The organism is Oceanicoccus sp. KOV_DT_Chl (assembly GCF_900120175.1).
Lineage (GTDB): Bacteria > Pseudomonadota > Gammaproteobacteria > Pseudomonadales > Dasaniaceae > Oceanicoccus.
In genome coordinates this window covers 404,544-428,091 of record NZ_FQLF01000002.1, presented here as the reverse complement: position 1 = coordinate 428,091, position 23,548 = coordinate 404,544, and the positions used below count along the sequence as shown (strand labels likewise).

Below are 23,548 nucleotides of genomic sequence, written 5' to 3'. Positions count from 1 at the left end.
TAACCAGTGGCGTCAACATTATTAATAAAACCGTGTGGCATCGATAATTATGAGTGGTTGTCGATCGACCAAAAGCAAACGATAGTAGGCGATCCGCTGGCGGAGTTGCAGGTGGGTGATGGTGAGCGTTTGGCGCAAGCCTGTGCCGCGAATTCGGATGCTGTATTTTTAGTGGCTGCGGAAGCGGTTAGTATTAAAGAAGTCGCTTTTGACGAGCACGAGCGCAAACTGTTAAGACAAACTATTCCCTATACCTTGGAAGAAGATTGCCTGGAGGATGTTGATAATGTGCATTTTGCTCTGGGTAAAGTGGGTGAGTCCACGGTACCGTTGGCATTGGTTTCACGCCGCATTATAGAAGAGTCATTAGCTGGGCTAGAGCGGCAAGAGATAGCTATTACCCAATTAGTGTCCGAGCTTTTTTACTTGCCAGTAGCAGATAATTCCTGGACATTGATGGTGGAGGCTGATCGCTGGCTGGTTCGCGTTGGGGCATACCACGGTTTTGCCATGGATGCTGAGACGGCAAGTTTTGCGCTGCAATTATTATTAGATGAGGCAGAAGAATTACCTCTGCAATTGACCGTGTATTGCGCTGCCGATAGAGAGCAGGCGGTGCTAAATCAACTGCCTGAAATGCTAAGGGGTATTGCCGACTTTCAGATTCAGGATTACTGGCAGATCATTGCTGATGGTGTCATGCAATCGCAACTTAAAGCGAAAGCTATAAATTTATTGCAGGGTGATTTTGCGCCCAGTTTGCCGTGGAAAAAATGGTGGATGCATTGGCGTATTGCCGGGTTTATGTTTTTGGCGGTGACGGTATTGCAGTTCGCCTCGGTGTACACCCAGAAAACCATTCTTGAATCCAGAAATGTAGAGCTGCGCGCGCAAATTGAACGCGCTTATCGATCTGCGGTACCTGTCGGCGCAGTCATGGATGCGGAAAAGCAACTGCGGCGTAAAGTAAATAGTTTGAAAGGAAGTGCTGGCACCGGTTTTGTTGGTTTATTGGCGCAAGTGGGTGAAGTAGTAGCGTCAATCGATGGCTTGAGTGTGCAAAGCCTGAATTACACAGAGAAAGATTCAGAAATACGGTTAACGATATTGGCTGCAGGGTTCAATGATGTTGAAACCGCCAGAGCTAAATTGGAAAAGCTGGGATTAAAAGCCGAACTCACTGGCAGTAACGCTGAAGGGGATAAAACTCGGGCAAGATTAAAGGTCCGTTCTTAGCCGGTAGTCTTTGGTTAGCAGTAGCAAAACAACAGAAGGTAAGCGTAATGCAACAATGGTTTAACAATCTAACGCGTCAGGAGCAATTACTGCTTTTGTGTGGAGGCGCTTCAGTAATACTTTACGTACTGTTTGTATTGATACTACAGCCTATGTCGTCATCGGTTGCACAATTGGAAGTGCAAAATCAGCGCGCAGCGGAAACACTTAACAGTGTCACTGCACTGGCTGCTGAATATGAAGCCTTAAAGCAAAAAGGCTATGCCGTTTCAAACCAAAGCCAAAATTTGACTCGACTGATCGATAACACAGTGAAGAAAAACGGTTTAGCGATGAGTCGCTTTCAGCCGTCTTCCTCGGGTGATGTGCAGGTGCGTTTTGAGAATGCAGCCTTTAACAATATCGTTGCCTGGCTTCATGAGCTCGAAAATGAACAAGGCGTGGTGATTAAAGATTTATCGGTATCCCCTGGTTCCGATTCCGGTTATGTCAATGTGTCGGTGCGTTTGCGGCAGGATGCATAAGCATGAAATGGTTTTTGGGTTTACTTATCGCTGCCGTGGTTGTAGTAGCATTAGCGGTGAGGTTGGCGCCAGCGAGTCTGCTGCCATTGGCATTAGCTGAAATTGAAACTCGTCAGTTATTACCGCCTAACAGTCCACGATTATTATTAGCCGAAACCCAGGGTACGGTTTGGCAGGGTAGTGCGCAGGCGCAACTGACTCTCGATGGCGTTACCTTTTCTTTAGGTCAATTGTCCTGGCAGTTGGATGCCTTCGCATTACTGGATCGTCTGGCTGTGCTGCAAGTCAAAGCGATAGCGGATGATCATCGGGTGTCAGCGTTGGTTGTGGCTAATGAGCAGGGTGAGGTCAGAATCAACAATCTTGAGGGGCGTTTTCCGATTAGCAAGTTAGAGCCCTGGATTCCGATGTTGGTTAAAGGCGACATTGCTTTTGTGGTAGGTCAAATCGTATTGCAGCAACAGCGATTGACATCAATTGACGGTGTTCTCAACCTTGAGTATGTAGATTGGTTGGGAGGCGATCGTGATATGCCGCTGGGTAGTTATATGGCGCAAATTTATTTGCAACAAGATAATGTACAGTTCCAGCTAAATGATTTTGCCGCGTCTTTAGGCTTGGACGGTTTGTTGTCCGTTGCCCCATCAGGTGTCTATACCTTCAAAGCTACGTTAATACCACGTCAGGGATTGGCGCCTGAAGTTATCGAGACTATTGCCTGGTTAGGAAGACGCGGAGCCAATGGTGAAGTGACTATTAATAAGCGTGGTCGGTTTTGATCGTCGCACGAAGTCCTACCACTTCAAAAAAGTGATCCAAAAAAAACATGACGCGAATTACGTAAAATTTATTTGATATATCGTTTCGTATTCATTCTTAAAATATTTCTATCAGCATGGTATTGATTTCGAGCAGTCTGTATCCCGTATCGCGAGGATGATTTGTGCTGATTGGCTGAGTTGGGACTTAATGCTGTTGATCGCGGTTATTGATTAAGCTTGAAAGACTGTCCCAGACTTTTAGCGGTTGCAATGATTGCATGCAAGCTGACATTGGCTGGTCGCTATCGTACCAACTGCAAACCTGTTTATAGCATGGGCTGCAAGGGAACTCTGTGTCGTTGGCTATGAGATGCTGTTGGTTTAGACCGGTAGCCCCAATGAGTTTGGCATCGGTTGGGCCATATAAACTTACCGCTGGAATATCTAACAGGGCCGCTAAATGGCAAAGCCCGGTATCGCAGCAAACGGCGCCTGCGGCTTTGTTTAATATTGCCGCGACTTGGGTAAGCGGTAATTTGGGTAAGCTGATGGCGTTGTCGTGGCTAGCGGCTAGCTGCTGCGCGCGCAGTAATTCCTCATCGTTTCCGCAGGGGAGCAGTACCTGATAGCCAGCACTGCTGGCTTGGTTGATGAGTGTATCCCAGTGTGAGTCTGGCCAAAGCTTGGTGCTCCAGCTGGCATTGTGTACAAAAAATAAATAGCGCTCTGGAAGCTCAAAGTCCGGCGGTAGCACTAACCGGTTTTTATCTATGCCGAAATCAGCAATGGTGTCAGGTAGGTCATAACCTATCGCTTGGGCAAAGAGTAAGCGTTGTCGGCTAATTGCATGCAGCGATTGATCTGCGCGGTGTTTGATGTGGTAAGCCCAGCTGGCCGGTTTTTCTTTGATGCTGAACTTGTCGAGACCATGGGCCTTGCCGCGTCTTAATAGGATAGTGGTAGCACTTTTAATATTGTTTTGCCCATCAATAATGACATCGTAGTCATCCTGATTTAGCTGTTGATAAAAATGCTTTAACTCACCGTTGATAATTGATTGGCGAAGATTTTTTTTCCAGCGACGGTGGGCGCTGGGGATGATCCGGTTTACTGATGGGTGCCAGCTAGCAACGTCGGCAAACGCCTCATCTATCACCCAGTCAAATTGAATGCCAGGGAAGGCGCGGCTGGCATCGGTAAGCGCGGGTAGCGCATGCATTAAATCGCCCATGGAGGTCAATTTGATTAGGAGTACCCGTTTGCTCATAAAGTCAGTGTTTAATTGGTAATGTTTAATTGATAGGGTTTGATAGTAAAAAAGGGGGCTGGTGAGCCCCCTTTTGATGTTGGCGTAGAGTATACCTGATCATTTGTTACCAATCAGCTTTTTAGTTATTGCTTGTTGGAGTGCTTGAAAATACAGGTTTAGCTGCTGCACTGGATTGAATCTGTTTAATCAGGCTTTGCATTGCTGCGGTGATCGGTAATGCATATTCTTGCTGGTGTTCCAGCCAGTATTGAAAATTCAGCATGCCTAGCTGTTGATCGCGTAACCAGTGAATAAATTTTAGTGTTTTAAAACCATCAAACCAATGTTGCAAATGTTGCGTTCTGGCTGCTGGTGTTGCTCCCTGTTTAAAGCAATGGCTAAGTGCGGCCGCTAATTTGAATTGTTCGGCAGCTAGTAACAGCGTGTTTACCTGTGGGCTGTTTGTCTGATCGTTAAATAGCCGTTGGCAGTGTAGCTGGATATTGTCCTGAGCAAAATTTTCGGCCTGACATAGTGACGTTTGTAACTGTAGAAAATATTTTAAATAAAGAAAACAATCAGGGTGGTACAGCGGCATGGCTAATGGATTGTCGGCTTGTGCTAATTTGCTGACAGCGGGCCCAGTGCCAAAGGGTACGCGGTCTGAGTGTCGGGCGATAATATTTATGTGTGGGTGTTTAAGTTTTTTTATCTCGCCAGTTTTAGCCAGCTTATTGAGTATGTAAAAATCTTCTGCAGCAGCGCGCTTGGGGAAGCCGCGCACTTGCGCATAGTGGTTAAAGTGTACTGCTATAGTGCTGCCGATGGTTTGGTAGCTATAGGGACTGCCTGCCCATGCCAGGCCGTCGACGTAATAATGCAGCGAGAAATCGTAGAGTAATGTAGGTAGTGGTGCGAGCTTGTCGGATAATAAAGCGGTGAAAGGAAAAATAACGGCAGCAATTTTGGTTGTACTAAGCGGGGTGAGTGCGTCGAAATAGTCGCTGGGCAATTTAACATCCGCATCGGTGTTAGCGATCCATGGTGATTGCACTTTTTTTTCTGTGATCAAACGACATAAAATATCTGCGCCGATTTTTCTGGCCAGTCCTACGCCCTGATTGTCAGGTATTGAACGTCCGTTAAGTGCTTTATCAACGATTAATATTGCGCTGCGGAGGCTGTTTTTTCTAGCGTCTAAGTCATAGCATCGCAGTTGGCGATCCGCTGATTGCCAGCTTGGTGTTTGCTGAAAATGAGCGAGGTTCAGCAGTTGGTTGGCCCACTGTGTGTCGGAATCTGTGATGGGGCGGTTGATTACAGCAATAATTAAGGTGCCAGGGTGTTGCTCGGCGAAGGTGACAAAACTTTCTATTGCTGCTGCGCTCTCACGATAAAAAGGGATGACTACGCCTGTTGAAATGTTGCCGGAAATTCGGCTAAGGCCAGAGTTTCTGTTTCGGCATATTGGTTTAAGTATTTTGTTAATGCCGTCATGGGTAGGTTTTAATGTAAAGCTGCGCGTAAGGGCAATTGTTCGACAATGTCCGCTTCAATGGCAATCAGTTCAGCTAGGCGTTGGTTGACTATGGTGTGGTCGAAATACAATAGAGCTAAATCTACCATCAGGTCTTTATGCCGATCTTCAGAGCGGGTTATAGAGTTGTAAAAGTTTTTCAATTGGCCGGGTTCCAGTGCTTTGGCAATTAAGCCAAAGCGTTCAGCACCGCGTGCTTCGATGATGCCGCCTAGCAGTAGCCGGTCAAGGAAATATTCGTCGCTACCTTTGCGCAATGCCAATCGAAATTGATTTACGTAGGGGTCTTTTTCATCTTTGCTGGTGATATTGCCGCGACTGTGGATGAGTTTGACGACTTCGCGGTAATGGGTCATTTCTTCTACTGCCAGCTCGGCCATGGCTTCGACTAGTTCGACCCGGTTGGGATAGTGGGACAGCATGGATACCGCCATGCCCGAGGCTTTTTTCTCAGCGGCGGCATGATCGAGCAAAAAGGCGTCAAAATCAGCGAGGACCGTTTTCGTCCATTCATTGGAGGTGCTATAAGCTAGCTTGATTTTACTCATGAATCTCTTTGAATATTGAATGAGGGCGCATTATAAGGGGCTGAATGGGTGGTGCAAGATCAGCGGTAGATTAACTTACTGGGTTTATGTGCTTGTCAGCTGGAGCATTTTTCAAGACTGGTTATAATAGCCGCCAATTCCTCCGATACCAAAAAGATAGCGCAAGGACTTTTTATGATTATCAAACCCCGTGTTCGTGGCTTTTTATGTGTAACTACTCACCCAGTAGGTTGTGAGGCCAACGTGAAAAGCCAGATTGATTATGTCAAAGCCAATGGTGCAATTGAGAATGGTCCCAAAAAAGTGTTGGTGATTGGTGCGTCTACAGGCTACGGGTTGGCGTCTAGAATTACCGCCGCTTTTGGTAGTGGCGCTGCGACGCTGGGTTTGTTTTTTGAAAAAGAAGGATCAGAGAAAAAACCAGGCACTGCGGGTTGGTATAACTCCGCGGGTTTTCATAAATACGCTGAAGCGGAAGGCTTGTACGCTAAAAGCATAAATGGTGATGCGTTCTCTGATGAGATTAAGCAAAAGACCATTGACGTTATCAAGCAGGATTTGGGTCAGGTGGATCTCGTAGTTTACAGTTTGGCATCACCACGTCGTCAACACCCGGTTACTGGCGTGGTGCATAACTCTACCTTAAAACCTATTGGCAAGAATGTTGTGCAAACAGGTATCGATACCGACAAACAACTGCTGAAACAATTTGATATTGAAGCGGCCACTCAGGAAGAAATCGACAACACCGTAGCGGTGATGGGCGGCGAAGATTGGCAAATGTGGATTGATGCATTGCATGCTGCTGATGTTTTAGCGCCAGGAGCCAAGACCACTGCTTATACCTATATCGGGGAAAGCATTACTCACGACATATATTGGGATGGCACCATCGGTCAGGCGAAAAAAGATCTTGATCAAAAGGTGCTGGGTATTCGTGACACGTTAGCGGCGACGGGTGGAGATGCCCGGGTGTCAGTATTGAAAGCAGTAGTCACGCAAGCCAGTTCGGCTATTCCGGTAATGCCGTTGTATTTGGGTTTGTTATTCAAAGTGATGAAAGAAGCCGGTAATCACGAGGGCTGTATTGAGCAAATCGACTTATTATTTCGCGAGAGCTTGTATGGTAGCTCGCCGCGGCTGGATGCGGATGGTCGTTTACGTGCTGACTATAAAGAGCTGCAGCCGGAGATACAGGCAAAGGTGGGTGAGTTATGGGCCAAAATCACCGATGAAAACCTTGATGAGATCAGTGATATGGCCGGTTACAAACAAGAGTTCTTGCGGTTATTCGGTTTTGAAATTGACGGTGTGGATTATGATGCCGATGTTAACCCCGAAGTACCCATTGCCAATTTAGCGTAAGGCGTTTCTGGTTATTATGCAGAATCATCATGAATACCCCATCGATGTACGTTGGGGTGAAATGGATGCGCTGGGGCATGTAAACAATACCGAGTACCTGCGTTACTTTGAGTCAGCTCGGGTCGAATGGTTTGAGGGTATGGGGTCACATCTGGTTGGCGGTGAGGTGGGGCCGGTAGTGTTAAAGTCGACCACGCTTTATCATCTGCCGGTGATTTATCCCAATCGCTTAAAGGTTGTCACTCGGGTCGAGCGAGTGGGTAATACCAGTTATACCCTGGCGCAGCAGTTGCGCGGCCGCGATGATGATGCACTCTACACTGAGTCCGATTTGACTTGCGTCTGGGTGGATAGGGTGACGGGCGGCCTATTCCCGCTCCGGATTTTTTGCGCCAGCTTTTGGCTTAGCGCGTGCAGGGTGAAGATCAATGACCACGGGCGAAATTGTTGTCGGGCAAATCTATCAATTATCCGATAGGGTTAGACGTATTACGGCTCCCAATCCTGGCCCGATGACGGGGCCGGGCACCAATACGTATTTGGTGGGCGATGACAATATTGCTGTGGTTGATCCTGGGCCGGCAGATCCATCGCACATCGCCGCAATACTGGCGGCCTGCGGCGACAATCTCCGCTGGATTTTAGTGACTCATACGCATCCTGATCATTCTCCCGCAGCTGCAGCTTTAGCTGCCGCCAGTGGTGCTGAGGTGTTAGGTAATAAGTTGGCTGACAATGATGGCTTTCAGGATGAAAGCTTTAGCCCTGGCAGGCGTTTTGACCATGATGAATGCCTGACCACTGAAGAGTTCTCTATTCGCGCTATTTATACCCCCGGTCATGTCGATAATCATCTTTGTTATTTGGTGGAAGAGGATGGTTTGCTGTTAACCGGCGATCACATTATGCAGGGTTCCACTGTCGTTATTATTCCTCCGCATGGTGATATGAAGGATTACATCAGCTCGTTGCAATTGCTGCTGGATTATCCGCTTACAGCGTTGGGGCCGGGCATGGACTGCTAATCGAGAACCCAACGGCCGAAATCCAGCGATTGATTGATCATCGTTTGGGACGGGAGGCCAAGGTGCTGGCGGTATTGAGTAAGCAGCGCCAGAGTAGTGTTAAGCGGCTCACTCCTTTAGTCTATGATGATGTGGATCCTGCGCTACACCCCATTGCTGAGTATTCTTTGTTGGCGCATCTAATTAAATCGGAAAAAGATGGGCTTGCTAAAAAAGTAGGCGATGAGTGGTTGTCATTAGCCTAGGTGTACAGCCATGATTTTTGCTGATTTGCATGAGTATTTTGGTCGGGCTTGCATTATGAGCTTGGAGCCTAATCGGTTTCTCTATTTGGGCGTCATCTGACCCCCCCCAAAAAAAACCTGAATGCATAGTCCTGAGGCCCGGTAAATGTCGGGTTATTTTACATAGTGCTGATTTTGTGTTTTGTTAAGTTTATGATTTTATTGGTTTTTTTGTAGTGGCCTGAATTTTGCTATACAAAGTCTAAAACTATAAGTAAGAGTAATATTGTTATGAATATAATTAAAAGAAACGTTCTCCCTGCCGCTTTTTGTTGTGCTCTGCTGAGTGGTTTAGTGTCTACTGCTAATGCTGTTGTTTACGATCTATTTTTATGGGATGGCGGTGCAGTTGGCGCCGGTACACCTTTATTTGTGCCAGTGAACAACAGTAGTGTAGAAGTTGCTGAAGCAATTACCTGGGGGCTTGCGGGTACATCAGGCACCTTCGATGTTGTGGGTATCCAGGTCGATGTTAGTGGCTCTGTTTATGATTTGTCGGATGCTATTGCACCCGCCACGGCAACTTGGGATAGCGGTCAGCTGGTTGCTTTAAGTTACCAGACGGCTGATTTTAGTCTGTCGGTTACCCCTACCTATAATAACAAAGAGTGGAGCGGCTTTTTGACTCCGTCAAGTGAAGTTCCATTACCAGGTGCTTTGGTGTTATTTGCTTCTGCATTAGGTTTATTGGGTTCTCGAGTTTCCAGGAAATAAGATATAGATTGGGTAATGAATACCTGATCAGTTGAGGTTGTAATGTTAAGAAAAACTATAGGATATTTTGTTCGTGCTGGTATCGCTGCTGGCGTTCTTTTGTCGGCTGCTACAGCTAATGCGGTATTGATCGCTGATGAATATACCGGTGCTGCTGATTCAATTTACACCCAGCATTTGGGGTATTCTCGCGATGTGATCGGTGGTCCGCTCTACGAAGTCTACAGCATGAATGTCGATACTGTGGGCACCGTCATGTCGGTGACCATCAATACCGATTTTATTGCCACGGATGCAGCTAATACTGGCGGCTATGTAGCAGGTGACCTGTTTATCAGCAGCAATGGTTGGAACCCTTACGGCGGTGGTGCTTATGATTTTGATAACGCTGACAATGGTGAGGATTGGGAGTTTGCATACGATAGTGATTTGGGGGCGTTAGTCGCACTGGATGATGGTAGTACCATCAATATTCTCAGTGACCTCGAAGGCGAATGTTGTCGGCTTGGGCAAGAAGTTAATGTGGACGGTGGTAGTGATACCGGCGCTGGTATTAGCTACTCTGGCGCACAGGCGTCAAGCTCGGGTATTTGGGATTATGAATACACCTATGTGTTTGATTACGCTTTATTGGGCTTAGCTCCTGGCGATGATATTGGTTTTCACTGGGTAATGACTTGCGGTAATGATGTTATTGAAGGGGTGTATTCTATACCTTCAGCAGCGGTTACTGAGCCGGGCAGTATTGCGTTGCTGGCTTTAGGGTTGGTCGCTTTAGGGGTGTCTCGCAAGCGTTTTGTTTGACCTGCTATCTATAACAGGCATAAAAATAGCCCGGCTTAGCCGGGTTTTTTTATGCCTGTAGTATGGATAAATGCTAAGAAAGGTGGGGTTTATAAGTAAATGATATCCATATTGCGTAGAATATTGATTAACTATCTACGCAAAGCGGTTGCGTTGTACCCCGCCAGCTTCTAGTATAGGCACCCTATTGGAGTCAGCCGTCAGGAGTATCCCGTTTCAATGTCGCTTTCTGCCCCGCCACAAACCCTGCCGCAGCTGGTTGCGTCTTCGGCCAGCGTCTTTGCCGATCGCATCGCTATTCAGGATGGTGATGTCACTATCACCTACAGCGAATTACATTTGGCGGGCAGAGCTGCAGCAAAAGCGTTTATGGCGGCGGCCTGCAACATGGGGAGCGCGCAGCTATTTGGGCGCCCAATATCTATCAGTGGATTATTGCCGCTATCGGTATGCAAAGTATTGGTGGAATTTTGGTGCCGTTGATCAATCGTTTGCAGGGGCATGAGGCGGCAGATATTTTGCGCAGAAGCAGCGCCCGTGTATTACTGACCTTTCCTCGTCTTGAAAATGGATCACCGCTGGAGATGCTGGCCGCTCACGAACTGCCCAGTTTAAAGCATCAAGTGTTACTCCAGGATGTTGATGATCGTGCGCTTAGCTGGGAGGCTTTTTTGGCCTTGGGTGATGTTGTCAGTGATCTGCAATTACAGCAACGTATTGATCAGGTTAGCCCTGATGACATTATGGATATGTTATTTACTTCGGGTACTACCGGTAAACCTAAAGGTGTGTTGTGTAACCATCGACAAAATATTCAGGTCTTTACCATTTGGGGTAATACGGTAGGTTTAAGACCGGAAGATAATTACCTGATCATCAATCCCTTTTTTCACTCGTTCGGTTACAAGGCCGGTTGGCTGGCAGCGATCATCAAAGGTTGCAAAATCATTCCGGCGCGAGCGTTCGATCGCGAACAGGTTATGGCGCAGATCGAGCGCGATAAAATCACCGTTATGCCCGGTGTGCCCTCTATGTTTGAAATGATTCTTAATGATCCGCAGCGGGCTAATTATGATCTTTCCAGTTTGCGCGTTTGCACCACTGGTGGTGCTGCAGTGCCAGTAAAGCTGGTTGAGGATATGCGCAATGAATTGGGCTTTGAAACGGTGGTGACTGCCTACGGTTTAACGGAATCCACCGGCATGGTCAGTATTTGTCGGCCAGAAGATGATGCCGACATTATTGCTGGTACCTGCGGTCGCGCATTGGATGGTATTGAAGTGATGTGCGTCAATGTGGCTACTGCTGAAGAAGTACCGCGTGGCGAAGAGGGCGAACTGTGGGTGCGCGGTTATAACGTGATGCAGGGTTATTTTGATATGCCGGAAGCGACTGCTGAAACTATTACTGCAGAAGGTTGGATGCGTACTGGTGATATCGGCACCATGGATGAGCGTGGTTATATCCGCATTACTGATCGGCTGAAAGACATGTATATCATGAACGGTGAGAACGTCTATCCAGCAGAGGTTGAAAAAACGCTTTATGGCTTAGCGGGGGTTGCGCAAGTCGCTGTCATCGGTGTTCCCAAGCAGCCGCAAGGTGAGGTGGGTATGGCGTTTATTGTAAAAACGAAGTCTGCAGAGATTGATGAATCAAAAGTTCAGGATTTTTGTGCCGCTAAGCTAGCTCGTTATAAGGTGCCTTTTTATATTAAGTTTGTAGATGCTTTGCCATTAAATGCATCCGGTAAGGTGTTAAAGCCTGCGCTAAAGCAACAAGCACAGCAGTTGCTGGGCAAAGCTGTTTAACTAATAAAGGATAAGCTGTTGTCAGAGTCAACTTTTAAAGATTCGGTCGCTAAGCGAATTGCCAGTGACAGTGCAATTACCCTTGATGATATTGATTATCAAATTATTGCTCTGTTGCGCAAAGATGGGCGTATGCCATATCGCGCCTTGGCAAAATTGGTAGGCGTTACTGAAACAACAGTGCGTGCCCGAGTCAGGCGATTGGAAGAGAGCGACACAATGCGCGTGGTGGCGGTGACTGATTATGAAGCTGTTGGTTTTGATTTGATGCTCGCGGTAGGTTTGCAGGTTGAGGGGCGTCCCGCTGATGAAGTTGCCCGGGATCTTGCTGCTTTTAAAGAGGTGTTTTCAGCGTGTCAGGTGGTAGGGAGTCTCGATATTGAATTGTTGGTGGTGGCGCGCGACCAGCAGCAGCTTAGCGAATTTCTTTCGGGTCGCTTGTCCAAAGTTGCTGGTGTGCGCCGAATTTTTCCGGCACTGGCGATGGATGTATTAAAAAATCAGCCCAACTGGGTGCCCTTCGATAGCAATGCTAAGCGCTTGCCATTAAGCGAGGCTGGAGATGACTAAGCGTCAATTAGATGATTTGGATTTAAGTATTCTGGAATGGTTGTCGGAAGATGCACGCATCAGCAATCGAAAGGTTGCCATCGAGCTGGGAGTCACCGAGGGTACGGTTCGGGCACGGATCAAGCGTATGGAGGATGAGGGTCAAATTCGTATTACTGCAATCAGTAATATTAACCGGTTAGCGAACCCCACCTTGGCGTACATCTGGATTGAAGTAGAAAAGAGTAGTCAAACCGATGACGTGGCGCAGGCATTGTCCGCTATCCCGGAGATCGGTTTTGTCGCTAAAACGCTAGGGCGCTCGGATATATTGGCGATCACCATGGTGCAGAACAATGCCCAGTTAGCCAGTTTTTTGCACAGTACTATTAGTGGGATCGAGGGCGTCAGGCGCACTGAATGTTCGCTGGGGGTGAATTTTATCAAACATGATTACCGAATGAGTCGCATTGTTTGATGGTTTGCTTGAGTTGCTATGCGTAGAATTAACAAGCTTTAATTGATGGTATTAAGTAGTTTTTAGTAGAATTATCGCAATATTGCGTAATCCGAGTACAATTCTTTCTCTGAATTGACTCAGCTATCTAGAGGAAACAGCATGAACAAGCAAATGACCGCACAACAGGTGGTCGCCGAGCTTAAAGATGGTATGACCATTGGTATCGGTGGCTGGGGACCGCGTCGTAAGCCGATGGCTTTAATTCGTGAAATCCTGCGTTCTGATTTAAAAGATTTGACCGTAGTCGCTTACGGGGTGCCGATGTAGGTATGCTATGTGCCGCCGGTAAAGTGAAAAAGCTGGTGTTCGCTTTTGTCTCTTTGGATTTTATTCCGCTGGAGCCTTACTTTCGGGCCTCGCGTCAGGCAGGGGCAATCGAGGTGATGGAATTGGACGAAGGCATGATGTTATTAGGTCTGCGTGCCGCAGCGTGGGGCGTGCCTTTTATTCCTACCGAGGTGGGTTTGGGGACTGACATCATTACTAAAAACCCCGATTTAAAAGTCATCGATAGTCCCTATGATGATAAAGAGTGGGTAGCGATGCCGGCCTTAAAATTGGATGCCGCTTTATTGCATGCAGATCATGCTGATGTTCGCGGAGTGTGCCAGATTTCAGGCCCCGATCACTATCTGGATGATTGGATTGCCCGCGCGGCTAACAAAACTTACGTCAGTTGTGACGAATTGGTCGAGTCAGATTACTTTAACGATCCTGCTCAGGCGCGCTTAGTGCATTGGGAGCGTAGTGCAACTACTGGTGTGGTGCACATCCCTGGTGGTGCCCATCCGTCTTCCAGTCAGCCGCTTTATGGTTTTGATATACCTCATTTCAAAGAGTACAGCGCCAGTGCAAAAGACGGTGGTTTCAGTGCTTACGCGGATAAATATATCAACGGCAAAACCGAAGCGGACTATCAACAATTGGTGGGCGGCTTGGATGCAATCCAGGCTTTGCCACAGCCAACCTATTAATTGAGGCCTGGAGAATAGATATGACTGCAGCAACAGACTACACATTGGCCGAATTAATGATTTGTGCCGCCGCGGAAGCATTTCGCCATGAAGGGGAAGTGTTAGCCACTGGTATCGGGGTGATCCCGCGCCTGGGTGCAAGTTTGGCCATGAAAACGTTCAATACAGATCTGATGATGACGGATTCTGAAGCCTTCCTTTTATCAGAGCCGAATCCTATTTGGGCGCGACCTGCCGATTTTATTCAGAAAAATGAAACCTGGATGGGTTTCTCCCGTATTTTCGATAATGTGTGGAGCGGTAAGCGCCATGCGATGTTGGGGCCGACTCAAATTGATAAATTTGGTCAGACGAATACTTCTGCTTTGGGTGGCACCTACGAAGCTCCCAAAGTCATGATGTTAGGTGCGCGCGGTTTTCCAGGGAATTCCATCAGCCACAGCAATAGTTTTTTAATTCCAACCCATAACACCCGCATTTTTGTCGATGGTGAAGTGGATTTTGTTTCATCGATTGGTTTCAATCCCGGGCGTTTGCCAAAGGGGCGCTCGCTGGATGATGTGGAAATCGGGCAGATTATTACTGATCTATGTGTGATGGATTTTGGTGGGCCGAATCATCAGGTGCGCCTAGTGTCTCTGCACCCGGGAATCAATGTGGAGCAGGTGGTGGAAAATACCGGCTTTGAAATTCATATTCCTGCCGAAGTACCTGTGACCGCAGCACCTACGGAAGAGCAATTGGCGATCATTGCCCAGCTGGATCCGCATGGTCAGCGCGCGCTGCAGTTGAAAGATAACCCGCCGGGTAATCGCGCCTAAGTGATGAAGTGGCCCCTGTATTAGCAGGGGCAGTAGCTGTCATTGATTCCGGTTTTAAAAAATCGGAAGTGAAAAAAGTCGAGTATTGATATGTTGCAAACCAAACTAACAGACTTACTGGGTTGCCAATACCCCATTGTGCAAACAGCGATGGGTTGGGTGGCAGATCCCAGGTTAACCGCAGGTACCTGCAATGCTGGCGGCTTTGGTTTTTTAGCGGGGGCGACGATTCCGCCGGAAGAAATGGAGCGGGATATTCTTGCTACCAAAGCACTGACCGATAAAAATTTTGGGGTCAATTTTCATATGTATCAACCCAATGCGGCAGAGATTGTCGAATTGGTTATAAAGCATAAAGTGAAAGCGGTGAGTTACTCGCGTTCACCCGGCAAAGAAATGGTGGCGCGGTTAAAAGATCATGGCGTAGTTTGTATGCCAACCATCGGTTTACCCAAGCATGCATTGAAAGCAATTGAAATGGGTGCAGACGCTGTAACCGTACAAGGTGGTGAGGGCGGCGGTCACACCGGTTCAATCCCTACTTCTTTATTGATACCACAAGTGGTCGATGCAGTTGCCGGCAAAGTCCCTGTGGTAGCTGCGGGTGGTTTCAAAGATGGTCGCGGCTTAGTGGCAGCGTTAGCATGGGGCGCTGAAGGTATCGCCATGGGCACGCGCTTCCTGATGACGAAAGAATCGCCTGTACCTGCAGTCACTAAAGGTCGCTATGTGGATTGTCACAACCCTGCCGAGATTATTGTTTCCAAGGCGCTGGATGGTTTACCGCAGCGAATGATATTGAATCAAATGTTAGCGGAGTTGGAGCGCGCCAGTGCGCCGAAAAAATTAATGATTGCACTGATCAACGGCTTAAAGTTTCGCAAGTTTACCGGGCTAGTATTTTCGATTTATTGAAGTCAGCCTTGGCAATGTCAAAGAGCGGTGACATTACGCCCGCGCAAGCCATTATGTCAGCCAATGCGCCAATGATTATTCAAAAGTCGATGGTGGATGGCGAGCCTGATGTCGGGGTATTGCCATCGGGTCAGGTCGCTGGCGTTATCGATGAACTATTAAGTTGTGAAGAAATTATTAACAGTATTGTGGCTGAAGCTGAAGCGCGTTTACAAGTATTGGCCAAGTTGGCTGCTGGTGACAGAGCTTAGTTTTAACGAGAGGAAATAATATGTCTACCCCGTTTCGTACAACGATTGCCGATGGTATTGCCGAAATAATTTTGGATGCGCCGCCGGTAAATGCTTTTGACAGTGCTGGTTGGTTTGCCATCGCTGCAGAAATTAATGCTCTGGGCGCTAACGATGATGTGCGTGTCATTATTATTGCTGCCGAGGGTAAGGGTTTTTGCGCCGGTGTTGATATCAAGGAATTGGCCGCCGACAGCAGTGCAATTTTGAAAGTAAATCGCGGTAACTTCGATACTTTTAAGGCGATTCATCTCAACTCCAAGCCGGTTATCGTCGGCCTGCATAGTTTTGTATTAGGTGGCGGTATTGGTATCAGCGGTGCAGCAGATATTTTGGTGGCATCGGAATGTACCCGTTTTGGTGTGCCGGAAATTGATCGGGGCGCGATGGGCGGTGGCGCGCATTTGCAGCGGATGTTTCCGGTACAAAAAGTTCGTTATATGTACTTTACCGGCGAGTTTATCGATGCGCAGGAAGCCTATCGCCTAGGTGCTATAGAGCGAGTCGTGCCGCGTGATCAGGTATTGTCTACGTGCCGTGAAATCGCTGCCACTATCGCCAGCAAATCTCCAGCGATGGTGCGTATAGCCAAAGAATCTCTAACCGGTATTGAAGATGGCAATCTGGAAGATAAATACCGCTGGGAGCAAGGCTTCACCTATGAGGCTTATACCATGGGTGATTCGCAGGAAGCACGTGATGCTTTTGTCGATAAACGCGATGCCAGCTTTGCAGATAAATAATGGTTTTGAATATTTGACCATAGACTTCATAACTGTGAGACAAAGATTATGGATTTAGCTTATACCGATGAACACAAGGCCTTTCGCGAAGAGATTCGCAGCTGGCTATCGGCTAACGTTCCCGATGAGCCGTTGCAAACGTTTGATACTGAGCAGGGGTTTCAGCAACACCGTGAATGGGAAGCCAAATTAAACGAAGGTCGCTGGGGTATGGTGACCTGGCCTTCTGAATTGGGCGGCAGAGATGCTGATCTTATCCAGTGGTTAATTTTTGAAGACGAATACTACAAAGCCAAAGCGCCGCTCAGGGTTAATCAGAACGGGATATTTTTATTAGGCCCCACGCTGATGGAATACGGTACCGCCGAGCAGAAAGCCGAGATCTTACCCAAAATGGCTAACGGCACGGAAGTGTGGGCGCAGGGGTGGTCAGAACCCAATGCGGGTTCGGATATGGCGGCCATACGCGCCAAGGCTGAGCTGACTGAAGATGGTCAGCATTACATTATCAACGGTCAAAAAACCTGGTCGACGCGGGCGGTATGGGCGGATCAATGTTTTGGTATGTTTAGAACCGATCCGGATTCGGAGCGGCATCGCGGTTTAACCTTTATTTTAGTGCCATTAAATCTGGAAGGGATCACTGTTAATCCCATTCCGCAATTAGATGGTCTACCCGGTTTTGCCGAAATATTTTTCGACAATGTAAAAGTACCGGTCAATCGCCGTTTGGGTGGCGAAGGTGAAGGTTGGAAAGTGGCAATGGCTACCGCAGGCTTTGAACGTGGTTTGATGCTGCGTTCACCCGCTCGTTTTCAGGAAACAGCGCGGCGCTTAGTAGAGTTGTATAAAGAGAATCAAACCCGTGCGGATCGTGACCCCGCTATTCGCGATGCAGTATTAAAAGCCTATATGGACGCAGAGTCTTATTGCCTGTCTACCTACCAAACCGCTTGCCGTTTAATCAAGGGCGGAAAAATTGGTGCGGAATCATCGACTAATAAAATTTTCTGGTCAGAATTGGATCGGCAAATGCACGCAACCGCAATGAGTATTCTCGGTGCGCGGGCTGAATTACTTGCTCATGCGCCAGACGCACAAGGCGTTGGTAGTTGGCTGGACGGTTGGCTGTTTGCCCAGTCCGGCCCCATTTATGCCGGCACCAACGAAGTTCAACGCAACATTATTGCTGAGCGTATGCTCGGCATGCCGCGCTAAGGAGTCTCTGATGGATTTTACTTTTACAGAAGATCAATTGTTGTTTCAGGATTCGGTGCGGGATTTTTTAGTAAACGAAATTACCCCGGAAAATATTCGCGCGGGTTGGGAGGCGGAAACTGGCCGCAGCGATGCGCTATGGTCGCAACTAACTGAATTAGGTTTGACCGGTTTAACCGTGCCAGAAGAATTTGGCGGCTTGGGTATGACTGAGCTGGATTTTGTATTGCTGGCACAAGAGTGTGGTTACGTTGCTTTACCTGAACCTTTAGTGCACAACGTGCTGGTGGCAGTGCCATTGCTTAATGCCTTGAGCGCTGAAATGAAAAGTGAGTGGTTACCTAAAATTGCCGCCGGTGAAGCGAAAGTGGTTGTTGGGTTGACAGAAAACTTTTTGGTAGAAGATGCACATATTGCCGATTTACTCATTTTGCAGAAAGGTGATGAGTTGCATGCGTTGACAGCTGATCAGGTTAGCCTGCGGCACAACGAATCCATCGACCCCTCGCGTAAATTATTTGCGGTTGAATGGTCAGCGACAAGCGATAGCTGCGTAGCAACTGGCGCGCAAGCAAAGGCGCTGATTGAAGGTGCAATGAATCGTGGCGCATTGGCCTGCGCCGCTCAGGCTTTGGGTCTGGCGCAGCGAATGATGGATATATCGGTGAGTTATACCACCGATCGACATCAATTCGGTAAGCCCATTGGCTCCTTTCAAGCGGTGAAGCATCATATGGCGAATATTGCCGTACGCTGGGAGTATGCCAAAGCCCCTGTTTACCGGGCGGCTTATGCTATTACCAACAACCTTGCTAGTGCCGGCACTAATGTCTCCCATGCCAAGCTAGTGGCTTGCGAAGCAGCCGATTTAGCCGCAAAAAATTGCATTCAGGTGCATGGGGCTATGGGTTATACCTGGGAAGTCGACCTGCATATTTTTATGAAAAAGGCGTGGGCCTTTAATAATACCTGGGGTGATGACGCTTTTCATAAGGCGCGGGTGGCGAATTTTGTTTTCGCTGATAATGCGCCGCTGGGTGCTGGTAATACATTTTTAAATTAATTTAAAATTTAAGTCATTGCTACCAAAAATTATTGGAGCATTTGACAAACGGAGATTGAAAATGGCTGAAGCCTATATCGTTGATGCAATTCGCAGCCCCACCGGTCGTCGTAAAGGTGGATTGGCTCATGTACACGGTGCCGACTTAGGTGCCCATGTATTGAAAGCCATTGTTGATCGTAATGGCATCCCGGATAACGAATACGACGATGTGATTTTTGGATGTGTCGATACCATTGGTCCATTGGCAGGTGACATTGCTCGCACAGCTTGGTTGTGTGCCGGTCTTTCTGAGGAAGTGCCAGGTACAACGATCGATCGTCAGTGTGGCTCCTCACAGCAAGCAGTGCATTTTGCCGCGCAAGCGATTATGTCTGGTTGTATGGATGTGGTGGTGGCGGGCGGCGTGCAAACGATGACCCAAATTCCTATTTCCTCAGCAATGATAGCAGCCGAACCGATGGGTTTTTCTGATCCGTTTACGGGTTCCAAAGGCTGGGTTGCTCGTTATGGAAACAATCCACCTACGCAATTTAATTCCGCACAAATGATTGCTGATAAGTGGGGGTTTAGTCGTCAGGATTTGGAAAAATATTCTTTGGAGTCGCACTCACGTGCCCTCAAGGCGATTGCCGACGGCCGTTTTGATCGCGAAATCGTGCCGCTGGAAGGCGTAACGATGGATGAAACGCCTCGTCAAAGTACGCTGGAAAAAATGGCTGAGTTGGAAGGTATTTTTGGCTGCGACAAAGTCACTGCCGGTGTTGCCAGCCAAACCTGCGATGCCTCATCAGCAGTATTGCTCGTTTCTGAGGCAGCATTAAAGCGTTATAACTTAACGCCTCGCGCGCGTATTCATCACATGAGTGTTCGCGCCGAAGATCCTATCTGGATGTTAACCGCTCCGATTCCTGCTACGGCTTACGCGATGAAAAAAGCTGGCATGAGTTTGGATGACATTGATGTGGTAGAAATTAACGAAGCTTTTGCATCGGTTGCGATGGCCTGGCTAAAAGATACCGGTTACGACCACGCCAAAACCAACGTTAACGGTGGCGCTATTGCGTTGGGCCATCCATTGGGAGCGACGGGCACCAAGTTGATGACTACATTGCTGCATGAACTGGAGCGCACCGGTGGTCGCTATGGTTTGCAAACCATGTGTGAAGGTGGCGGCCAGGCGAATGTCACCATTATTGAACGGTTATAAATGCCGCAGAACAGTTTAGTAATTAACGCTTAATTTAAGCGTTAGATAAAATTTGGAGATTTTTACCATGGGTATTTTAGATAACAGAGTGGCGATTATTACGGGTGCAGGTGGCGGTTTAGGGGCGGCGCATGCCAAAGTTTTCGCTGCTGAAGGTTGTGCAGTCGTGGTTAATGATATTAATCAGGCAGCGGCACAAACGGTTGTAGATGACATTATTGCTGCTGGCGGCAAAGCGGTGGTAAACACGTCTGATATTACCAATTACGATGACAGTCTCAATGCAGTAAAAACAGCTATCGATAGCTTTGGTGACTTACACATTGTATTGAATAACGCCGGTGTTAATCGTGACCGCATGTTTGCCTCCATGACCGAGGCCGAGTGGGACACTATTATGTCAGTGCATTTAAAAGGGCATTTTTGTATTAGCTCGCACGCAGTGCATTATTGGCGTGGGCAATCGAAAGAAGGGGTTGCAGTCGATGCGCGTATTATTAATACCACCTCTGGTGCGGGCTTGCAGGGCTCGATTGGCCAGTCTAATTATGCAGCCGCTAAAGCCGGTATTGCCGCTTTAACGTTAAATCAGGCTGCTGAGTTGGCGCGTTATGGCATTACTGCCAATTGTGTTGCGCCGGCTGCGCGTACTGGTATGACTACTGCGGTTGAGGCAATGGCCACCCGCATGGCAAAGCCGGAAGATGGAAGCTTTGATTATTTTGCACCGGAAAATGTTTCAGTGTTATTGGCTTTTTTGGGCTCGGCAGAGTCGGCACATGTCACTGGTCGCTGCTTTGAGTCGGAAGGCGGAAAAATTTCTATTGCTGATGGTTGGCGTACCACCAAAGGTTTGGATAAAGGTGAGCAGTGGCAGCCATCAGAGTTAAAAGCTGCAGTAGATCAACTGATAGCTGAAGGGGTGCCCGCGCAACCGGTCTACGGTGCCTGATTTTAAATTATTTAATCGCGCTTTCGGTCAGTTAGCAGGCCTATTGCGCAAGCGGAGTTGAGTTAATGGAATTCGCTTTTACAGAAGAGCAACAAATGATTCGTGATACCGCGGACGCATTTCTTGCCAAAATATCTGACTCTGAAGCAGTGCGCCGGGCGATGGTCACAGAACAGGGGTATGAAGATGAAGTCTGGCAGCGCATTTGTACTGACATGTATTGGCAGGCCATCCATATTCCTGAACAGTATGGTGGCATGGGCTTGGGCTATGTTGAGTTGGTCGCGATATTGGAACAAATGGGTCGCTATCTATTATGTTCGCCGTTCTTTTCTACTGTTTGCCTAGGTGCCAACGCCTTATTAATAGCTGCAACAGAGCAACAAAAAAATGATTTGTTGCCGAGCATAGCTGACGGCAGCTTGACTGCAACGTTGGCTTATACTGGTTGCAGCGGATGCTGGGATACCGATGCGGTTGAACTGCAGGTAACAAAAGACGGTGATAACTATTTATTAAATGGTACGTTACGCTATGTGCCGGATGGCCATACCGCGGACTTGTTAATTATCGCTGGCCGTCAGCAAGGATCGCAAGGCGAACAGGGTATTAGTTTGTTTGCTGTCCCAGCGGACACTGCAGGCATTCAGCGTCGGTGGTTGCCGACTATGGATCAGACGCGTAAGCAGGCAGAAATTGTTTTATCCAATGTGTCTATACCCGGTTCTGCATTGATGGGGAAAGAGGGTCAAGCCTGGCCACAGTTAGAAAAAATTATTCAGTTAGCAACAGTCGCGGTTAGTGCCGAGCAGATGGGTGGCACGCAGCAGGTGTTGGATTTGACGGTGGATTACACCAAAGAGCGGTGCAGTTTGGTCGCCCTATTGCGGGTTTTCAAGCAGTAAAACACCAGGCAGCGGATATGATGTTGCAAGCGGAAGTTGCGCGCTCAGCGGTTTATTATGCTGCCTGCGTAGCACAAGAGGCAATGATAGGTGGCCTTTGGCGGCTGAATTGGCAGAGGCGGCCAGTGTTGCTAAAGCATATTGTTCAGATGCGTTTTATCATAATGCGGGTACTGCAATTCAGTTGCATGGTGGTGTTGGTTTTACCTGGGAATACGACGTGCATTTATTTTTTAAGCGTGCAAAATCATCACAATTATTTTTAGGTAATGGTTCCCAGCATCGGGAAAATATTGCCACGCTATTATTGGGGAATTGTAATGCAATTAAGTTTTAGCCCGAGGATGAACTATTTCGTGAGCAGGTGGCGACGTGGTTAAAGGACAATTTAACCGGTGAATTTGAGCAATTAAAGTTTCGTGGTGGTCCCGGCGATGAACATATGTTTCCGCAAGAACGGAAAAAATGGGAACAAAAACTAGCCGAAGGCGGTTGGACCTGTGTGGGCTGGCCCAAGAAATACGGTGGTCGTGGTTGTTCCATTGAGCAGCAAGTTATTTTCAATGAAGAATACGCGCGTGCGGGTGCGCCTGGTCATGTTGGTCATATTGGTGAAGGTTTGACTGGCCCTACACTTATTGCGTTTGGTACTGAGGCGCAAAAGCAAAAATATCTGCCGGGTATAGTTGCTGGTAAAGAGCTCTGGTGTCAGGGTTACTCGGAGCCGAGTGCTGGTTCTGATTTGGCTAATGTTAAAACCAAAGCCCGTTTTGATGAAACTAAAGGTAAATGGATTATTAATGGCCAAAAGGTATGGACTTCGTTGGCTCATGAATCGGATTTCATTTTTGTCATCGCTAGAACGGATCCTGATTCTGTAGCGCATAAGGGGCTTGGGTTTTTCTTAATGAAAATGGATCAGCCCGGTATAGAGGTACGTGGTATCGAGCAGCTTACTGGCACGTCAGAATTTAACGAAGTATTTTTTGATGATGCCGAATGTGAGGCGGACGATATTGTAGGTGCGCCCGGTGAAGGCTGGAAAGTGGCGATGGGCTTGCTGGGTTTTGAGCGTGGTGTGTCGACGCTGGGTCAGCAAATGCAGTTTCAAAATGAATTGGATCAAATCATGGCTATCGCCAAGGAAAATGGTGCTGCCAAAGATCCTGTTATTCGACAGCGTATTGCCGGTGCTCATATTGGTTTAAAGATTATGCGCTATAACAGTATGCGGATGCTGTCGGGTGGCGCTGATGGCAGCCTGCAAAAAGAAGCACTGATCTATAAGCTGTACTGGGCTACTTGGCATAGAGATTTGGGTGAATTGGCGATGGACGTGTTAGGCGCGGAAGCCGAAATGCTAGAGAGCGCCCCCTACAATTTAACGAGATTACAGTCGATGTATTTGTTTGTGCGCTCCGATACGATTTATGGCGGTACGAACGAAATTCAAAAAAATATTATTGCTGAGCGCGGTTTGGGTATGCCCAAAGAACCGAAAATTTTAATGAAGTAACAGCTAAGAGAATG

General features: G+C 47.7%; 29 protein-coding genes. 26 read left to right on the top strand and 3 right to left on the bottom strand.

Going from position 1 to position 23,548, the window contains the following annotated elements; translation table 11 throughout:
- Nucleotides 1-6: 6 nt before the first annotated feature.
- From gspL to UNITIG_RS05600, 3 genes are read left to right on the top strand one after another with little or no spacing between them, the layout of a single operon-like run.
- A complete protein-coding gene (gene gspL / locus UNITIG_RS05610; protein ID WP_101757509.1) occupies nucleotides 7-1,236 on the top strand; it encodes a type II secretion system protein GspL in 1,230 nt (409 codons plus the stop codon).
- Between the two features lie 47 nt (nucleotides 1,237-1,283).
- Nucleotides 1,284-1,760: a type II secretion system protein GspM gene (gene gspM, locus UNITIG_RS05605; protein WP_101757508.1), complete on the top strand. Its 477-nt coding sequence runs from the start codon at nucleotides 1,284-1,286 to the stop codon at nucleotides 1,758-1,760.
- Nucleotides 1,761-1,762: 2 nt separating this feature from the next.
- A complete protein-coding gene (locus tag UNITIG_RS05600) occupies nucleotides 1,763-2,539 on the top strand; it encodes a type II secretion system protein N (RefSeq protein WP_101757507.1) in 777 nt (258 codons plus the stop codon).
- 187 nt (nucleotides 2,540-2,726) lie between these two features.
- Here UNITIG_RS05600 and waaC read toward each other — a convergent pair whose 3' ends face one another.
- The 3 genes from waaC to UNITIG_RS05585 form a co-directional block, all read right to left on the bottom strand.
- The gene (gene waaC / locus UNITIG_RS05595) at nucleotides 2,727-3,788 is read right to left on the bottom strand and encodes a lipopolysaccharide heptosyltransferase I (RefSeq protein ID WP_101757506.1); all 1,062 of its coding nucleotides are present in this window, start codon (nucleotides 3,786-3,788) and stop codon (nucleotides 2,727-2,729) included.
- A 121-nt stretch (nucleotides 3,789-3,909) separates the two neighbouring features.
- Nucleotides 3,910-4,824, bottom strand: coding sequence for a hypothetical protein (locus UNITIG_RS05590; RefSeq protein ID WP_145999100.1), 915 nt, complete (start codon nucleotides 4,822-4,824; stop codon nucleotides 3,910-3,912).
- 452 nt (nucleotides 4,825-5,276) lie between these two features.
- Nucleotides 5,277-5,855: a tRNA-(ms[2]io[6]A)-hydroxylase gene (locus tag UNITIG_RS05585; protein WP_101757504.1), complete on the bottom strand. Its 579-nt coding sequence runs from the start codon at nucleotides 5,853-5,855 to the stop codon at nucleotides 5,277-5,279.
- Between the two features lie 174 nt (nucleotides 5,856-6,029).
- Here UNITIG_RS05585 and fabV point away from each other — a divergent pair, with 174 nt between their 5' ends.
- The 23 genes from fabV to UNITIG_RS05495 all read left to right on the top strand — a co-directional run bounded on the left by fabV (nucleotide 6,030) and on the right by UNITIG_RS05495 (nucleotide 23,534).
- A complete protein-coding gene (gene fabV / locus UNITIG_RS05580; protein WP_101757503.1) occupies nucleotides 6,030-7,220 on the top strand; it encodes an enoyl-ACP reductase FabV in 1,191 nt (396 codons plus the stop codon).
- A gap of 16 nt (nucleotides 7,221-7,236) precedes the next feature.
- Nucleotides 7,237-7,698: a thioesterase family protein gene (locus UNITIG_RS05575; RefSeq protein WP_101757502.1), complete on the top strand. Its 462-nt coding sequence runs from the start codon at nucleotides 7,237-7,239 to the stop codon at nucleotides 7,696-7,698.
- A complete protein-coding gene (locus UNITIG_RS05570; RefSeq protein WP_369809147.1) occupies nucleotides 7,649-8,245 on the top strand; it encodes an MBL fold metallo-hydrolase in 597 nt (198 codons plus the stop codon). The genes UNITIG_RS05575 and UNITIG_RS05570 overlap by 50 nt, the downstream gene beginning before the upstream one ends.
- A gap of 29 nt (nucleotides 8,246-8,274) precedes the next feature.
- A complete protein-coding gene (locus UNITIG_RS25470; protein WP_369809146.1) occupies nucleotides 8,275-8,490 on the top strand; it encodes a hypothetical protein in 216 nt (71 codons plus the stop codon).
- Nucleotides 8,491-8,760: 270 nt separating this feature from the next.
- A complete protein-coding gene (locus UNITIG_RS05565; RefSeq protein ID WP_101757501.1) occupies nucleotides 8,761-9,243 on the top strand; it encodes a hypothetical protein in 483 nt (160 codons plus the stop codon).
- A gap of 42 nt (nucleotides 9,244-9,285) precedes the next feature.
- Complete coding sequence (locus UNITIG_RS05560; protein ID WP_101757500.1) at nucleotides 9,286-10,047, top strand: PEP-CTERM sorting domain-containing protein; 762 nt, start codon at nucleotides 9,286-9,288, stop codon at nucleotides 10,045-10,047.
- A 219-nt stretch (nucleotides 10,048-10,266) separates the two neighbouring features.
- Nucleotides 10,267-10,530, top strand: a complete 264-nt coding sequence (locus UNITIG_RS24085) for a hypothetical protein (protein WP_235015279.1) — start codon at nucleotides 10,267-10,269, stop codon at nucleotides 10,528-10,530.
- Nucleotides 10,428-11,858 carry an AMP-binding protein gene (locus UNITIG_RS05555; RefSeq protein ID WP_369809179.1) on the top strand — a complete coding sequence of 477 codons (1,431 nt, stop codon included), beginning with the start codon at nucleotides 10,428-10,430 and terminating at the stop codon, nucleotides 11,856-11,858. Before UNITIG_RS24085 ends, UNITIG_RS05555 begins: the two co-directional genes overlap by 103 nt.
- Nucleotides 11,859-11,876: 18 nt before the next feature.
- Complete coding sequence (locus tag UNITIG_RS05550; RefSeq protein ID WP_235015278.1) at nucleotides 11,877-12,428, top strand: Lrp/AsnC family transcriptional regulator; 552 nt, start codon at nucleotides 11,877-11,879, stop codon at nucleotides 12,426-12,428.
- The gene (locus UNITIG_RS05545) at nucleotides 12,421-12,885 is read left to right on the top strand and encodes an Lrp/AsnC family transcriptional regulator (protein WP_101757499.1); all 465 of its coding nucleotides are present in this window, start codon (nucleotides 12,421-12,423) and stop codon (nucleotides 12,883-12,885) included. The genes UNITIG_RS05550 and UNITIG_RS05545 overlap by 8 nt, the downstream gene beginning before the upstream one ends.
- Nucleotides 12,886-13,026: 141 nt before the next feature.
- Nucleotides 13,027-13,194, top strand: coding sequence for a CoA-transferase (locus UNITIG_RS24965; protein ID WP_255399444.1), 168 nt, complete (start codon nucleotides 13,027-13,029; stop codon nucleotides 13,192-13,194).
- A 2-nt stretch (nucleotides 13,195-13,196) separates the two neighbouring features.
- Nucleotides 13,197-13,901: a CoA transferase subunit A gene (locus UNITIG_RS05540; protein WP_255399443.1), complete on the top strand. Its 705-nt coding sequence runs from the start codon at nucleotides 13,197-13,199 to the stop codon at nucleotides 13,899-13,901.
- A 20-nt stretch (nucleotides 13,902-13,921) separates the two neighbouring features.
- Nucleotides 13,922-14,722 carry a CoA-transferase subunit beta gene (locus UNITIG_RS05535; RefSeq protein ID WP_101757498.1) on the top strand — a complete coding sequence of 267 codons (801 nt, stop codon included), beginning with the start codon at nucleotides 13,922-13,924 and terminating at the stop codon, nucleotides 14,720-14,722.
- Nucleotides 14,723-14,812: 90 nt separating this feature from the next.
- Nucleotides 14,813-15,637 (top strand): nitronate monooxygenase family protein, encoded by an 825-nt coding sequence (locus UNITIG_RS05530; protein WP_235015277.1) that lies wholly within the window; start codon nucleotides 14,813-14,815, stop codon nucleotides 15,635-15,637.
- A 14-nt stretch (nucleotides 15,638-15,651) separates the two neighbouring features.
- Entirely contained in the window at nucleotides 15,652-15,888 is a 237-nt protein-coding gene (locus tag UNITIG_RS24080) for a hypothetical protein (protein ID WP_235015276.1), read from the top strand.
- A 20-nt stretch (nucleotides 15,889-15,908) separates the two neighbouring features.
- Nucleotides 15,909-16,670: an enoyl-CoA hydratase family protein gene (locus tag UNITIG_RS05525; RefSeq protein ID WP_101757497.1), complete on the top strand. Its 762-nt coding sequence runs from the start codon at nucleotides 15,909-15,911 to the stop codon at nucleotides 16,668-16,670.
- A gap of 48 nt (nucleotides 16,671-16,718) precedes the next feature.
- Complete coding sequence (locus tag UNITIG_RS05520; RefSeq protein WP_101757496.1) at nucleotides 16,719-17,888, top strand: acyl-CoA dehydrogenase family protein; 1,170 nt, start codon at nucleotides 16,719-16,721, stop codon at nucleotides 17,886-17,888.
- Nucleotides 17,889-17,898: 10 nt separating this feature from the next.
- Nucleotides 17,899-18,951, top strand: a complete 1,053-nt coding sequence (locus tag UNITIG_RS05515; RefSeq protein ID WP_101757495.1) for an acyl-CoA dehydrogenase family protein — start codon at nucleotides 17,899-17,901, stop codon at nucleotides 18,949-18,951.
- Between the two features lie 61 nt (nucleotides 18,952-19,012).
- On the top strand, nucleotides 19,013-20,161 hold the full coding sequence (locus tag UNITIG_RS05510) for an acetyl-CoA C-acetyltransferase (RefSeq protein ID WP_101757494.1): 1,149 nt from the start codon (nucleotides 19,013-19,015) through the stop codon (nucleotides 20,159-20,161).
- Between the two features lie 67 nt (nucleotides 20,162-20,228).
- The gene (locus UNITIG_RS05505) at nucleotides 20,229-21,113 is read left to right on the top strand and encodes an SDR family oxidoreductase (protein ID WP_101757493.1); all 885 of its coding nucleotides are present in this window, start codon (nucleotides 20,229-20,231) and stop codon (nucleotides 21,111-21,113) included.
- Nucleotides 21,114-21,178: 65 nt separating this feature from the next.
- On the top strand, nucleotides 21,179-22,018 hold the full coding sequence (locus UNITIG_RS05500) for an acyl-CoA dehydrogenase family protein (protein ID WP_235015275.1): 840 nt from the start codon (nucleotides 21,179-21,181) through the stop codon (nucleotides 22,016-22,018).
- A 97-nt stretch (nucleotides 22,019-22,115) separates the two neighbouring features.
- Entirely contained in the window at nucleotides 22,116-22,355 is a 240-nt protein-coding gene (locus UNITIG_RS24960) for an acyl-CoA dehydrogenase family protein (protein WP_255399442.1), read from the top strand.
- 27 nt (nucleotides 22,356-22,382) lie between these two features.
- Nucleotides 22,383-23,534 (top strand): acyl-CoA dehydrogenase family protein, encoded by a 1,152-nt coding sequence (locus UNITIG_RS05495; RefSeq protein WP_101757492.1) that lies wholly within the window; start codon nucleotides 22,383-22,385, stop codon nucleotides 23,532-23,534.
- Nucleotides 23,535-23,548 lie beyond the last annotated feature (14 nt).